Source organism: Luteimonas campi, from assembly GCF_051162505.1.
Lineage (GTDB): Bacteria > Pseudomonadota > Gammaproteobacteria > Xanthomonadales > Xanthomonadaceae > Luteimonas.
In genome coordinates, this window is the sequence record NZ_JBNWEM010000003.1 from 451,365 (window position 1) to 465,258 (window position 13,894).

At 70.3% G+C, this 13,894-nt stretch carries 10 protein-coding genes; 4 read left to right on the top strand and 6 right to left on the bottom strand.

Going from position 1 to position 13,894, the window contains the following annotated elements; translation table 11 throughout:
• Nucleotides 1-54: 54 nt before the first annotated feature.
• Complete coding sequence (locus ACQYVW_RS11985) at nucleotides 55-486, bottom strand: hypothetical protein (RefSeq protein WP_434947126.1); 432 nt, start codon at nucleotides 484-486, stop codon at nucleotides 55-57.
• A gap of 33 nt (nucleotides 487-519) precedes the next feature.
• Between ACQYVW_RS11985 and ACQYVW_RS11990 the strand changes: the two genes are divergently transcribed.
• Both ACQYVW_RS11990 and ACQYVW_RS11995 read left to right on the top strand, forming a co-directional pair.
• Nucleotides 520-864, top strand: a complete 345-nt coding sequence (locus tag ACQYVW_RS11990) for an MGMT family protein (protein ID WP_434947127.1) — start codon at nucleotides 520-522, stop codon at nucleotides 862-864.
• 102 nt (nucleotides 865-966) lie between these two features.
• Nucleotides 967-1,620, top strand: a complete 654-nt coding sequence (locus ACQYVW_RS11995; protein WP_434934212.1) for a rhomboid family intramembrane serine protease — start codon at nucleotides 967-969, stop codon at nucleotides 1,618-1,620.
• An 82-nt stretch (nucleotides 1,621-1,702) separates the two neighbouring features.
• Here ACQYVW_RS11995 and ACQYVW_RS12000 read toward each other — a convergent pair whose 3' ends face one another.
• A complete protein-coding gene (locus tag ACQYVW_RS12000; protein WP_434947128.1) occupies nucleotides 1,703-3,718 on the bottom strand; it encodes a M13-type metalloendopeptidase in 2,016 nt (671 codons plus the stop codon).
• Between the two features lie 1,400 nt (nucleotides 3,719-5,118).
• Nucleotides 5,119-7,203, bottom strand: a complete 2,085-nt coding sequence (locus ACQYVW_RS12005; protein ID WP_434947219.1) for a M13 family metallopeptidase — start codon at nucleotides 7,201-7,203, stop codon at nucleotides 5,119-5,121.
• A 200-nt stretch (nucleotides 7,204-7,403) separates the two neighbouring features.
• On the opposite strand from ACQYVW_RS12005, the gene ACQYVW_RS12010 reads away from it, so the two are divergent.
• Nucleotides 7,404-8,777 carry an MBL fold metallo-hydrolase RNA specificity domain-containing protein gene (locus ACQYVW_RS12010; RefSeq protein WP_434947129.1) on the top strand — a complete coding sequence of 458 codons (1,374 nt, stop codon included), beginning with the start codon at nucleotides 7,404-7,406 and terminating at the stop codon, nucleotides 8,775-8,777.
• A gap of 12 nt (nucleotides 8,778-8,789) precedes the next feature.
• Here ACQYVW_RS12010 and ACQYVW_RS12015 read toward each other — a convergent pair whose 3' ends face one another.
• Together ACQYVW_RS12015 and ACQYVW_RS12020 are read right to left on the bottom strand one after the other, a co-directional pair.
• On the bottom strand, nucleotides 8,790-10,631 hold the full coding sequence (locus ACQYVW_RS12015) for a monovalent cation:proton antiporter-2 (CPA2) family protein (protein ID WP_434947130.1): 1,842 nt from the start codon (nucleotides 10,629-10,631) through the stop codon (nucleotides 8,790-8,792).
• Nucleotides 10,632-10,635: 4 nt separating this feature from the next.
• Nucleotides 10,636-11,004: a hypothetical protein gene (locus ACQYVW_RS12020; protein ID WP_434947131.1), complete on the bottom strand. Its 369-nt coding sequence runs from the start codon at nucleotides 11,002-11,004 to the stop codon at nucleotides 10,636-10,638.
• A gap of 436 nt (nucleotides 11,005-11,440) precedes the next feature.
• Between ACQYVW_RS12020 and ACQYVW_RS12025 the strand changes: the two genes are divergently transcribed.
• Nucleotides 11,441-12,820 (top strand): DEAD/DEAH box helicase, encoded by a 1,380-nt coding sequence (locus tag ACQYVW_RS12025; RefSeq protein ID WP_434947132.1) that lies wholly within the window; start codon nucleotides 11,441-11,443, stop codon nucleotides 12,818-12,820.
• A 72-nt stretch (nucleotides 12,821-12,892) separates the two neighbouring features.
• Here ACQYVW_RS12025 and ACQYVW_RS12030 read toward each other — a convergent pair whose 3' ends face one another.
• A complete protein-coding gene (locus ACQYVW_RS12030) occupies nucleotides 12,893-13,831 on the bottom strand; it encodes a hypothetical protein (RefSeq protein WP_434947133.1) in 939 nt (312 codons plus the stop codon).
• Nucleotides 13,832-13,894: the final 63 nt, after the last annotated feature.

Sequence of the window (13,894 nt, forward strand, 5' to 3'; positions counted from 1 at the left end):
GCAGGCGCGCGGGACCGCTCTCCAATCCCTAATCCCCAATCTCGAATCCCCGCCTCACAGCAAATCGCCCTCGGCCGACAGTGCGCGCTCCAAGCGGTCGCCCATCCCGCCGATCTCGAGCAGCACACGGCCGATCTCCGCGGCGGTGAGCCCCTCGTAGGGGCGGTTTTCGCAGAGCTGCAGATAGGGCACGCCATCGAGTTCGCCGATGGCCAGGTAGCCCACCCGTGTGCTCCAGTTGAAGGCCAGCGCGCGGCGTGCGTCGATGCCGGTGATCGGCGCGATCACGGTACTGGTGCGCAGGTAGTTGCGGCCGTCGTCGTCCTGCAGCTCGGACAGGAAGATCGCCTGGTGGCGGCGCCCGCCGTCGAGCGACAGTTCCACGCACAGCACGTACGGCTCCTGCATGGTGACGCGGAAGTCGCCGCCGAGGAGGTGGCCGCGGATCTGTTCGAAGTTCTGCATGGCGCGACGGGGCTCGCACAAGGGGAGCGGATATCCTAGTCGCCGATGGACGTCGTGTCTGCCGATCCGCTCCCCGCATCGCGCATCCTGGCCGCGATCCGTGACGTGCCCCGCGGCGCGGTGGCCGGCTACGGGCAGATCGCGCGCAGGGCGGGCCTGCCCGGACGCGCGCGCATGGTCGCGCGGCTGCTCTCCGGCAACGAGGATGCGGACCTGCCCTGGCACCGCATCCTGCGCAGCGACGGCAGGATCGCCTTCCCGCCCGGTTCGGCGGGTTTCCGGGAGCAGGTGCGGCGGCTGCGCGCGGAAGGGGTGGCGGTGCGCAACGGGCGCGTGCGCATGCCGCAGGGCGAGCCCGGCGATCTCGACGCGGCGCTGTGGGGGCCCGCACCCCGCTGAGCGCATCCGCATTGCCCGGCATTCACGGGAAAGTCCGTCCCGCCGCGTCGACCGGCCCCCCGGGCTTCCACCGTTATCATGGGCGCCAGTGCAGGAGCGCCGATGTTCACCAACCTTCCCCCCGTCACCAAGGCCTTGCTGATCGCCAATTGCGCGGTGTTCGCGCTGCAGTTGCTGCTGGGCCCGGCGCTGGATCCGCTGATGCTGTGGCCGTGGCTGGCGCCGGAGCTGGCCGCGTACGCGCCGCAGTCGTTCATGCCGTGGCAGCTGCTCACGCACGGCTTCATGCACAGCCCGAACAACATCGCCCACCTGCTGTTCAACATGCTGGCGCTGCTGATGTTCGGCGCGCAGCTCGAATACGCCTGGGGCCAGCGCCGGTTCCTGACCTACTTCCTGGTGTGCGTGATCGGTGCCGGCCTGTGCCAGTTGCTGGTGGTGTCCTGGGGCGTGCGCAACGGCGGCGGCTACTTCCCCACGGTGGGCGCATCGGGCGGGGTGTTCGGCCTGCTGCTGGCCTACGGGATGCTGTTCCCGAACCAGCGGGTGATGCTGCTGATCCCGCCGGTACCGATGAAGGCGCGCACGCTGGTGATCGTCTACGGCCTGATCGAACTGGTGCTGGGCGTCACCGGCACGCGTTCGGGCGTGGCCCACTTCGCGCACCTGGGCGGCATGCTGTTCGGCTGGCTGCTGATCCGGCACTGGCGCGGGCAGCCGCCCTTCGGCGGCCGCCGCATCCGGCGCGTGGTCTAGCCGGCGCGTGGTCTAGCCGGCCCACACCGCCGTGCGCTGCGCGACCATGGGGGGCCATGGCCGCGCTCGCGCCGGTCGGCGTTCAGCGCCAGATCGACACCTGCTCCTCGGTCTTGCGCACCATCGCGGTGCCGGCCTTGCAGCCGAACGTCTCGACGAAGGCGGGGTGGTTGACCAGCGGCCCGTTGGCGCGCCACTGGCCCGGCGCGTGCGGCAGGGTCGCGGCGTTGCCGGTGGCGGTTTCCGGCGAAAGCTGCTCGCGCCACAGCGCGGCCCAGGCACGGAAGAACGATTCCTTCGCAGCCTTGTCAGGCGCCGGCTGGGTGGCGGCAAGCGCGTCGAACGCGAGTTCCACAGCGGCCAGGTCGGCCACGTTCTGCTCGCGGGTCAGCGCGGCATCGACCCGCAGTCCCGTGGTCGCCGGGTAGGGATAGGCACCGTACTGCGTGGCCAGCCGGTCGGCGTGGGCGGAGAATGCGGCCTGGTCTTCGGGCGTCCACCAGGCGCGCATGTTGCCCGCGGCGTCCACCAGCTGGCCCTTGAGATCGACCGCGCGGCTGAGTTCGTGGCCGACCAGGGCCCCGAAGCTGCCGTACTGCCCGGCCGTGTCCTGGCTCATGTCCAGGATCGGCGCCTGCAGCGCCGCGGCCGACACGATCAGGCGGTTGTGGGCGAGGTCGTAGGCGAGCGCGGGCTGCTGCGGCAGCACGTCCCAGCGACGCTGCGCGTTGGCGCGGCCGATGCGGCGCATCTCCTCGCGATGATGCCAGGTGGAGGCGATGAGCATGTTGCTGCCGAAGCTGGCGCGGCCCATCGGCTGCACGGTGAAGTCGAGATCGTCGCGCGGCGCGCCGATTTCGATCTCCAGCGCCTGCAGTTTGGCCTCGGCTTCGGTGCGCGCGGCCTCGGACATCCAGCTGTTGCGCTCGACCGCACGCAGCAGGGCGTCGCGCACTCCGCCTGCGACGGTTTCGGCGCGCGAGCGGTTGGCCTCGGGCAGGTAGCGCGCGACGTATTCGCGGGCCAGCATCGGCCCGGCGGCGCGGTTGATCGCGTCCAGCACCTGCGCATCGCGCGCGCGCGGTGCGTTCAGTCCACGCAGCACGCGGCCGTTGAAGGAGAAATCCGCCTCGCGGAAGTCCTTCGACAGGTAGGGCGCCATGGCGTTGCCGATCTGGTAGCGCAGATAGACCTTCCACTGCGCCGGCTTGAGCGTGCGCACCAGCGTGTCGAGCTGGGTGAAGTAGTCCTGGTGCGCCATCGAGACCGTGTCGGTGGTGACGCCCTGGGCTTCGAGGAAGTCGGCCAGCTGGAGGTTGCGGAACTGCTTGGCGAAACCTTCGGTGGGGACCAGCGCGTAGTTCTGGCGCGGGTCGCGCAGCGAGGTGATGGGACGGGACAGTCGCGCGATGCGGGTCTCCAGGTCCAGCACCATCGCCATCTCGTCCTTGAGCTGGGCGGCGGGCGTGCCGGTGAGCGCGAGGATCTTCTCCACGTACTCGGTATAGCGGCCCAGCAGGGCGCGCGTGTCGGCGTCCTCGCGGGTGTAGAAGGCCGGGTCGGGCAGGGCCAGGCCACCCTGCGAGAAATAGCCGATGTGCCGGTCGAGGTTGCCGAGGTCGAGATCGGCGGTGAAATTGAACGCGACCGGGATGCCCACCTGGTGCAGGGCGGCGATCGAGGGGGCAACGTCCTTGCTGCGCTTGATGGCGTTGATGCGCGAGATCAGCGAGGCGATCGGCTGGGCGCCGTCGCGCTCCACCGCGGCCTCGTCGATGCCGCTGGCCCAGAAGTCGCCCAGCAGCTTCTGCACGTCGTTCTGCGGGTTGAGCACGGCCTCGTCCAGCAGGGCGCGCTGCTGCAGCAGCGCCTGCTGCTGCAGGCTGCCGAGCGCCGACACCCGGCCGGTGCCGGCCATCACCGTGTTGGCGGTCAGCCAGTCCTTGTTGACGAAGCTGTAGAAGTCGCTGCAGGCGGTGATCGCGGGTGTGGCCGGCTTGGCGGCGCGGCGCTTGCGCTGGGCATCGGCGTCGGTGGCGGCCAGCATCAGCACCAGGCTGGTGGCAAGGGCGGCGACGAGCGGCTTCTGGATCGGCATGGAGCGGCACCGGGTCACGGGGGAAGGCCGGGGATTCTAGCAAGGGCGCTGTGGCGGCCTTCACCCGGCCTGGATAGCTGTGACCAGGCTTGCGTGGGCTGATCGTGCAGGTGCTGCGGAGGTTCGCGGGCCCTTCGGTTGCGGCTTCGGATGGACGCGCCGCGCTGTCGGGGCAGGGTCGATTTTCCCTCGGTCGGGGCGGCCTGCCCCCGACTCGGGGGCGCGTCATCATGGCGCCCTTTCGCGGCCCCGCCCCGACATCACGGGGCTCCTCGCTACTTGATTGCCTGAGTTCTGCCGCAGGGTCTGTATGGCGCGGCTCGCACATCCGAGGCCAGCGCCAGTGGGTCCTTCCGTCTGCGGCTTCGGATGGACGCCCCGCGCTGTCGGGGCAGGGTCGCTTTTCCCTCGGTCGGGGCGTCCTGCCCCGACTCGGGCGCGCGCCATCCATGGCGCGCTTGTCGCGACCCTGCCCCGACAGCGCGGAGCTCCTCGCTACTTGATTGCCTGAGTTCTGCCTGGGTCTGTGTGCGCGGCCCGCACATGGGCGTCTGCGCCGGTGGGTCCTTTGGTCTGCGGCTTCGGTTGGACGCCCCGCGCCGTCGGGGCAGGGCCGCTTTTCCCCGGTCGGGGCATCCTGCCCCGACTCGGGCGCGCGCCATCCATGGCGCGCTTGTCGCGACCCTGCCCCGACAGCGCGGAGCTTCTCGCTACTTGATTGGCCGAGTTCTGCCTGGGTCTGTGTGCGCGGCTCGCGCATGGGCGTCTGCGCCGGTGGGTCCTTTGGTCTGTGGCTTGGGATGGGCGCCCCGCGCTGTCGGAGCAGGGCCGCTTCTCCCTCGGTCGGGGCATCCTGCCCCGACTCGGGCGCGCGCCATCCACGGGGCGCTTGCCGCGACCCTGCCCCGACGGCGCGGAGCTCCTCGCTATTCAATTGCCCCAGTTCTGCGGGTCTGTATGACGCGGCTCGCATACATAGGCGTCTGCGCCAGCGGGTCCTTGGTCTGCAGCTTCGGATGGACGCCCCGCGCCGTCGGGGCAGGGTCGCTTTCCCCTCGGTCGGGGCATCCTGCCCCGACTCGGGCGCGCGCCATCCGTGACGCGCTTGTCGCGACCCCGCCCCGACAGCGCGGAGCTCCTCGCTACTTGATTGCCTGAGTTCTGCGGGGGTCTGTATGACGCGGCTCGCACATAGGCGTCTGCGCCAGCGGGGATTGCCTGAGTCTTGTCAGGGCAGTGTCGCGCCACTCGCAATTCCCGTTTCAAGGCCGGCGGAGCCGTGGTGCGCCACCTCCCCGGAGGCACTGCGGCCCTTCCGGAGTAGTGCTGCTGTGTGCTTGCACTGAAAAAGAAAAGCCCGGCATTCGCCGGGCTTTTCGCGGACGCTCAACGCGTTGCGGTTACCAGATCACCACCTGGTGGTCGCCGTCGCGCACCATCGGATCGCCGGCCTTGCAGTTGAAGGCCGCGGCGAACGCCGGCAGGTTCGACGGCGCGCCGATGGCGCGGAACTCGGCCAGGGCGTGCTCGTCGGTGACCAGGCGCTTGCTCACCTCTTCCGGGGTGAAGTTGCGGCGCCACACGGTGGCCCAGTTGAGGAAGAAGCGCTGGTCGCGGGTCAGGCCGTCGGTCATCGGGTCGGGCGTGCCTTCTGTGGCCTTCTTCATTGCGTCGTAGGCCATGGCCAGGCCGCCGAGGTCGCCGATGTTCTCGCCCAGCGTATGCGTGCCGTTGAGCGCGCGGCCGTCGGGCAGCTTGTAGCCGTCGAACTGCGCGATCAGCTTGCCGGTGCGCTCCTTGAACGCGGCCGCGTCGGCTTCGGTCCACCAGTTCTCGAACTTGCCGGTGGGGCCGAAGCGGCTGCCCTGGTCGTCGTAGCCGTGGCTCATCTCGTGGCCGATCACCGCGCCGATGCCGCCGTAGTTGATCTCGTCGGTGGCCTCGGGGTCGAAGAACGGCGGCTGCAGGATCGCGGCGGGGAACACGATCTCGTTCTGCAGCGGGTTGTAGTAGGCGTTGACCATCTGCGGCGGCATCGCCCACTCGGTCTTGTCGACCGGCTTGCCGATCTTGCCGATCTGCCACTTGTAGTTGAATTCCTGCGCGGCCAGCACGTTGTCCAGGTAGCTGTCGCGGCCGGTTTCCAGCCCGCTCCAGTCGCGCCACTTGTCGGTGTAGCCGATCTTGGTGGTGAACGCGGCCTGCTTCTCCAGCGCCTTGGCCTTGGTCTCGTCGCTCATCCACTCCAGGTTCTGGATGCGCGCCTTCAGCGCTTCGCCCAGGTTGGCCACCAGCGCTTCCATCTTGGCCTTGGATTCGGCCGGGAAGGCGACATCGACGTACATCTGCCCCATGGCCTCGTCGACCTGGTCGTTGATGGTGTCGAGCACGCGCTTCCAGCGCGGCTTCATTTCCTTCTGGCCGCTGAGCGTCTTGTTGTGGAACTCGTAGTGCTGCTGCGCGAAGGCGTCGGACAGGTAGGGCGACGCGCCGTCGACGACGTGGAAGCGCAGGTAGCTCTTCCACTGCTCGACCGGCACGTCGGCCAGCATCGCGTCGACTTCCTTGAAGTAGTCCGGGACCGAGACCGAGAACAGCTTCGGCTGCTCGATGCCCTGGGCCTCGAAGAACTTCGTCCAGGAGAAATTGGGCGTGAGCTTGTCGGCGTCGGCGACCTGCATCGGGTTGTAGTACAGCGACACGTCGCGCGAGAACTCGGCGCGCGACTTCGACACCTTCGCCAGGCGCGTCTCGAACGCCATCACGTCCTTGGCCTGCTGCTGCGCGTCGGCCGCCGGCACGCCGGAGAGTTCCAGCACCTTGGCGATGTGGGCCACATACGCTTCGCGGATCTGCGCGTGCTTGTCGTCGCTGTAGTAGGTGGTATCGGGCAGGCCCAGTCCGCCCTGGCCGGTGGCCGCGATGTTGATCGAGGAATCCTGGAAGTCGGGCATGGCGCCGACGCCGAGCAGGAAGCCCTGGCCCTTGGCCGCGGTCTGCTGCAGCCAGGCGACGATGCCGGCCGAATCGGACAGCGCGTCGATCGCCGCCAGTTCGTCCTTCAGCGGCTCGATGCCCTGCGCGTTGATCTTAGCTTCGTCCATGCCGGTGGCCCAGAAGTCGCCGACCAGCTTCTCGACGCCGGTGGCGTTCTCCAGGCCCGCCGCGTGCTCGGCCAGCTGCTGCTGGATGGCGGTGGAGCGCTCGTCGAGCATCTCGAACGCGCCCCAGCTGGTGCGGTCGCCGGGCACCGGGTGCGCGGCCAGGAACTTGGCGTTGGCATAGCCGGCGAAGTCGACGCAGGCGTTGCGGGTGTCGTCGAGGTCGGCGAACTGGAAGCGGTTGACGTCGGGCAGCTTGCTTTCATCCAGCGTGAAGGCGGGCGTGGCATCCGCCGCGGGCGCGGTGGCGGTGGCGGCGTCGGGCGCCGCGTCCTTCCCGCCGCAGGCGGACAGGACCAGGGCGACGGCGGTGGACAGCAACAGCAGGCGAGGGGCGGTGGTGCTCAAGGCGGATCTCCGGATCTGTGGACGGCGACGACGGACCCGCCGGCGCCGGTGTGGCGGCACTGTACGCCCCCGCCGATGGGGCTGAGGGTGTCGGAGGTCATGCGGCCGGCCGGACGGATCGCCCCATGGCTGGGCCAAAGCGTGCAGAATCAGCGGTTTGGCGGCGGAGGCGCGGCATGCGGGTGCATTTCCACGGCGCGGCGGGCGAGGTCACCGGATCGATGCATCTGGTCGAGGCGGCCGGGCAGCGCATCCTGCTCGACTGCGGCATGATCCAGGGCGGTCGCGACGCCGAGGCGCGCAATTTCGACCCGTTCCCGTTCGACCCGTCCTCGATCGACGCGCTGGTGCTCAGCCACGCGCATATCGACCACATCGGCCGGGTGCCGCGCCTGGTCTGGCAGGGCTTCCGCGGCCCGGTCTACATCCAGCAGGCCGGCGCCGAGCTGCTGCCGGTGATGCTGCTGGACGCCGCGTCGCTCGCCGAGAACGATGCCGAACGCGAGAACCGCAAGCGCCGCCAGGGCGAGCCGGAGGCGATGCCGCTGTTCACCCGCGAGGATGTGCACGCGGTGCTGGAACGCGTGCGGCCGCTGGGCTATGGCGCGCGCACGCCGATCCTGCCCGGCGTGGAGATCGCCTTCCGCGATGCGGGCCACATCCTCGGCTCCTCGATCGTCGAGATCTGGGCCGACGGCCGCAAGCTGGTGTTCTCCGGCGACCTCGGCCCGCCGGGCACGCCGATCCTGCGCGATCCCGAGCGGGTCGCCGAGGCCGACCTGGTGCTGATGGAATCCACCTACGGCGACCGCAACCACCGCGACCGGCTCGACACCATCCACGAGTTTGGCGACCTGCTCGAGCAGGCCTGGAACGCGCGCGGCAAGGTGCTGATCCCGGCCTTCGCGGTGGGCCGCTCGCAGGAGCTGCTGTACTGGTTCGCGCGGTACTGGGACGAGTGGAAGCTCTCGCGCTGGCGCATCTTCCTCGACAGCCCGATGGCGGCCAAGGTGGTGGCGATCTACGACCGGCACCAGGCGCTGTTCGACGCCGATGCGCGTGCGGTCTGGAAGGGCCGGCCCAACCCGTTCCGGCTGCCCAACCTGCACATCACCGAGTCGACCGAGCAGTCGATGGCGATCAACCGCATCGAGAACGGCGCGATCGTGATCGCCGGCAGCGGCATGGCCAACGGTGGCCGCATCCTGCACCACTTCCGCCACGGCATCGACCGCCGCAGCACGCACGTGGTGTTCGTGGGCTACCAGTCCGAGGGCACGCTGGGACGGCGCCTGGTGGATGGCGCGAAGTGGGTGCGCATCCATGGGCACGACCATCGCGTCAACGCGCGCATCCATACCGTCGGCGGCCTGTCGGCGCATACCGACCAGCGCGGACTGATCGACTGGTACGAAGGATTCGAGGGCAATCCGCCGCTGGTGCTGGTGCACGGCGAGGACCGCGCACGCGAGGCGCTGGCGGGCGAACTGGGCGAGCGCGGCGCGGGCGATGTCCGCCTGGCGCGGCCGGGGATGGTGGTGGAGGTCTGACCGCCCGCAGGTTCAGCGGGCGGCGTCGTCGGTCGCGTCCGTCCCCGTCTCGCTGTCCAGGCGCTGCCCTTCGCGCCGGGGCGGCGTGAACGGCGTGGGCCTGGGCGCGTTGCCGGTGTTGTTGAGCAGCTTCGGGATACCGGCACGGACATCGTTGCTGGCGGTTTCCAGCTCGAAGCGCTCGGCATCCAGCCGCCGCACCTGCTCGGCGATGCGCGTCGCCTCGTCGGCGTCGATGCCCACCGCGCGCAGCGCGGCTTCGCCGAATGCCACCGCCGATTCGAAGGTCTCGCGGATCTGGTAGTCGACGCCGGCATTGACCAGTTTCAGCGAGTGCTCCCGGTCGAACGAGCGCACCAGCAGCCTGGCCTGGGGGAAGTGCTGCCGCGCCAGTTCGACGATCAGGTCCGCCGCGGCGCGGTCGTCGACGCACACCGCGATCGCGCGCGCATGGTCGGCGCCGGAAGCGTGCAGCACGTCGAGCCGCCGGCCGTCGCCGTAATAGACCTTGAAGCCGAACTCGGCCGCGCTGGTGATCATCTCGATATCGGTGTCGATGATGGTCACGTCCACGTCGCGCGCCAGCAGCGACTGGCTCATCACCTGGCCGAAGCGTCCGAAGCCGATGATCAGCACGCTGCCGGTCTGGCCGTCGACTTCCTCCACGCCATCGAGCGAGGGGCGTTCGGCCCGCGGCATCAGCCTGCGCATGCCCAGCACGGCCAGGGGCGTCAGCACCATCGACAGCACGACGATCGCGGTCAGCGTGTCGTTGACCGGCGCGTCGATGATGCGCGCGGTCTCGGCGGCGGCGTACAGCACGAAGGCGAACTCGCCGCCCTGGGCCATCAGCGTGGCGCGGTCCAGCGCATCGCCATGGCTGCTGCGCAGCAGCCGCGCCACCAGATAGATGCACGCGCCCTTGGCCAGCATCATCGCCGGCACGGCGAACAGGATCAGGCGCCAGTTCTCCCGCACCACCGCCAGGTCCAACGACATCCCCACCGCGACGAAGAACAGCCCCAGCAGGATCCCGCGGAACGGTTCGATATCCGCCTCCAGCTGGTGGCGGAAGGTCGATTCGGACAGCAGCACGCCGGCCAGGAATGCGCCCATCGCCATCGACAGCCCGCCCATCTCCATCATCACCGCCGCGCCGAGCACCACCAGCAATGCCGCCGCGGTCATCATCTCGCGCGCCTTGGCCGCGGCCAGGATCCGGAACAGCGGGTTGAGCAGGTACAGGCCGGCCACGATCAGCGCGGCCAGCGAAGCCACCGCGATGCCGACGCTGGCCAGCCGCGACGGGGCATCCGGATCCAGCGGCGCGGGCGACATGAACGCCACCAGCGCCAGCAGCGGCACGATCAGCAGATCCTCGAACAGCAGGATCGAGACCATGCGCTGGCCGCGGGGCAGGGCGATGTCGCCGCGCTCGCCCAGCTGCTGCATCACGATCGCGGTCGAGGTCAGCACGAATCCGGCGGAGGCGATGAACGCCACCGTCGGCCGCCAACCCAGCGCCAGGCCGACGCCAGTGAGCGCCAGCGTGCACAGGGCGATCTGCAGCGCGCCCAGGCCGAAGATCTGGTGGCGCAGGCTCCACAGGTGCGAGGGCCGCATTTCCAGCCCGACCACGAACAGGAACATCACCACGCCCAGCTCGGCGAAATGCAGGATCGCCTGCGGGTGGGCGAACCAGCCGAAGCCGAAGGGGCCGATCACCAGGCCGGCGGCCAGGTAGCCGAGCACCGAACCCAGCCCCAGCCTGCGGAACAGGGGCACGAACACCACCGCCGCGCCGAGCAGGGCGACGGCGCCGAGCAGGGCGTTCCCACCCGCGTCGGCGGCCATGGCCCTAGCGCCTGCGGCTGGAGGTGGTGAGCGCCACCAGCAGGAAACCGCCCGCCAGGCCCGCGTCCTTCATGAACTGCAGCAGGTGGGTGCCGACGGCCGCCCCCCGCATCGACCAGAAGGGATGCGCGAGCGCGGCCTCGGCCACCACCAGCACGGCGGCGAGCATCGCCGTCACCGGCAGGCGCCAGGCGGCGGCGATCAGCACGCCCAGCACCAGGGCCGCGACGCTGAAGGCCAGGGTCGGACCGCCGATGGCCACGCCTTCGTAGGCGCGCCACAGGCGCCAGCCGCCAGTGACGATGAGCGTGCTCGCGAGCAGCAGGCGGGCGAGGCTGATGCCGGGACTCGATGGCGAGTTGCGGAAGGACATGCGTCGCGTCGCGTGGCGGGGACCTGCGAAGGGTGTCACAGGCAGCCGCGCCGGTTCCAGTCCGCGCGTCGCGCGCATGCCTTGTGCCGCCCCGGCGGTGGCGAACGGACCGCCCGCTGACCGCATGCCATGCGCCAGGCACCGGCGGCTGGCGCCGCACCCTGCCGTGACGCTACAATGGCCGCGTTTGCAACACGGCTGCCCGCCGCTCTCGAGCGGCCACGATCCTGGCAGGCCGGCCCGGGCCCCGTCCCGTGGCGTCCTATTCCGCACGTCTTTCGTCGCGCAGACACGGTCCGGAACCTCCGGTCACCGTCAAAACATTGCCCCGAACGCGGATCTGGATGGTTCCGGGCAAGCCAGTCGAAGCTGCTTCGACCGTGCCGCCCCCGGGCGGCCGGTGCGCACGGCCGCGGCTGACACGGAGTGAATCCTTATGTTGTTCGAAGACCTCGGGCTTTCGCCCGCGCTGCTGCGCGCGCTGTCCGACACCGGCTACACCACCCCGACCCCGATCCAGGCCCAGGCGATCCCGCCGGCGCTGGACGGCCAGGACATCCTCGGCGCGGCGCAGACCGGCACCGGCAAGACCGCCGCGTTCGGCCTGCCGCTGCTGCACCGCATGGCGAAGATGACCCCGGCCAAGGGCCCGCGCAAGCCGCGCGCCCTGGTGCTGGTGCCCACCCGCGAGCTGGCCGTGCAGGTGGCCGACAGCCTCAAGGCCTACGGCCGCCACCTGCGCCTCAACGTCACCATGATCTTCGGTGGCGTCGGCATGCAGCCGCAGATCGAGAACCTGCGCCGCGGCGTCGACATCCTCGTCGCCTGCCCGGGCCGCCTGATCGACCATCTCGACGCCGGCCACGCCAAGCTCGACGCGGTCGAGCTGCTGGTGCTCGACGAGGCCGACCGCATGCTCGACATGGGCTTCCTGCCGTCGATCAAGCGCGTGCTCTCGCGCGTGCCCAAGCAGCGCCAGACCATGCTGTTCTCGGCCACCTTCGAGCCGCGTATCCGCGCGCTGGCGATGGAGCTGCTGAACAATCCGACCGAGGTGCAGGTGGCGGCGCAGAACACCATCGCCGAAACCATCACCCACCGCGTCCATCCGGTCGATGGCCCGCGCAAGCGCGACCTGCTGGTCGAGATCCTCGCCCGTCGCCATACCGACCAGGTGCTGATCTTCGGCAAGACCAAGCACGGCTGCAATCGCCTCGCCGAACAGCTGGAAACCGCCGGCCTGAAGTCGGTGGCGATCCACGGCAACAAGAGCCAGGCGCAGCGTCAGAAGGCGCTGGACCAGTTCAAGTCGGGCAAGGCGCGCATCCTCGTGGCGACCGACGTGGCCGCGCGCGGCCTCGACATCCCGAACCTGCCGCTGGTGATCAACCACGACCTGCCGATGGTGGCCGAGGACTACGTGCACCGCATCGGCCGCACCGGCCGCAACGGCGCCTCGGGCGAAGCGCTGTCGCTGGTGGCTCCCGAGGAAGGCGGCCTGCTGCGCCAGATCCAGCGCATGCTCAAGGCCGACATCGTGATGGAAGCGGTGGACGGCTTCGAGCCGAGCCGCCCGATCCGCCTCGATGCGCCGATCCCGAAGAACGGTGGCGGCCAGCAGCGTCGGCAGCCGGCGGGCGGCCGCGCGCCGCAGCGTCCGGGCGAGCAGAAACCCGGCGGCCAGCGCGCCCCGCGCAAGCCCGGCGCCCGTGGTCACGGCAAGCCGGCCGATCGCGGCGCGCATGCGCACGCGCATACCGGCAAGCCCGCTTCGCGCCCGTCGCGCGGTGGCCAGCGCTTCGATTCGCGCGCTTAAGCCGGTCTTCGCAACGCGGTCAGACGACACGGCCGGCCCCTCGCGGGGCCGGCCGTTTTCGTTGGCGCCCGCTCAGCGCGGCAGGCGCAGCCGGGTGCGGTGGAAATCGCTGGGCGCGCCGGCATCGCGGGCGAAGAACAGCTCGCCGCGCTCCCACAGCACGGTGGGATGGAACTCGTCGGCGGTGGTGTTGACGCAGGGGCCGAGGTTCACGGCGTCGCCGAACGCGCCGCCCGTCATCCGGCTCACGTACAGATCGCCCCAGCCGTAACCCTGGTCGTCGAGGCCATCGTCCGGGCGATCCAGGCGCACGAACAGCAGGGTCCGGCCGTCGGGCGAGATCTCCGGGTTGAACTCCCAGCGTCCGGGCGTATTGACCCCGGGGCCGAGCGGTTCCGGCGCGCCGTAGCTGCCGTCCCAGCGCCGCTTGCTGCGCCAGATCTGCACGTCCTCGGTGGGGATGGGCGCCTTGACCCGGGCGAAGTACAGGTTGCCCAGCAGGTCCGCGCTGGGATAGAGCTCGTCGTATCCGTCGGCGTTGACCGTGGGCCCCAGGTGCTGGGGCGTGCCCCAGCCCCAGGGCGTGCGGCGCACCATCCACAGGTCCATGTCGGCCCGCGCCTGTCCGGCGACCGGCCGCATCGACGAGAAGAACATCGTGGTGCCCAGCGGCGTGACGAAGGGATCCATGTCGGCATGCTGGCCCGAGAAGGGCACCACCACCGGCGTCGACCAGCGTCCGCCCGGCAGGCGGCGCGAGGTCCGGATCTCGGCGCGCTCGCGCGTGCCCGGCCACCAGCCCTCGCTGTGCGACCAGTAGGCCCGGGTGCGGGTGGGGTCGAAGCCCAGACGCCACTGCCAGCTGTCCGGCACCGACACCACGCCGGGGGCGAAGACTTCGGTGGCGGGGCAATGCTGCGATGGCGCCGAAGGCGCGCCGCGGGCATGGACGCAGCCGGCGGCGAGGGAGAGCAGCAGGGCGGCGCCCAGCAGGGGGATGCGATGCGACATGGTCAGGCTCCTTGGCCGATGGGACCGGGCCAGTTGGGCGCCTCGCGCGCGGGCCCTGCAATC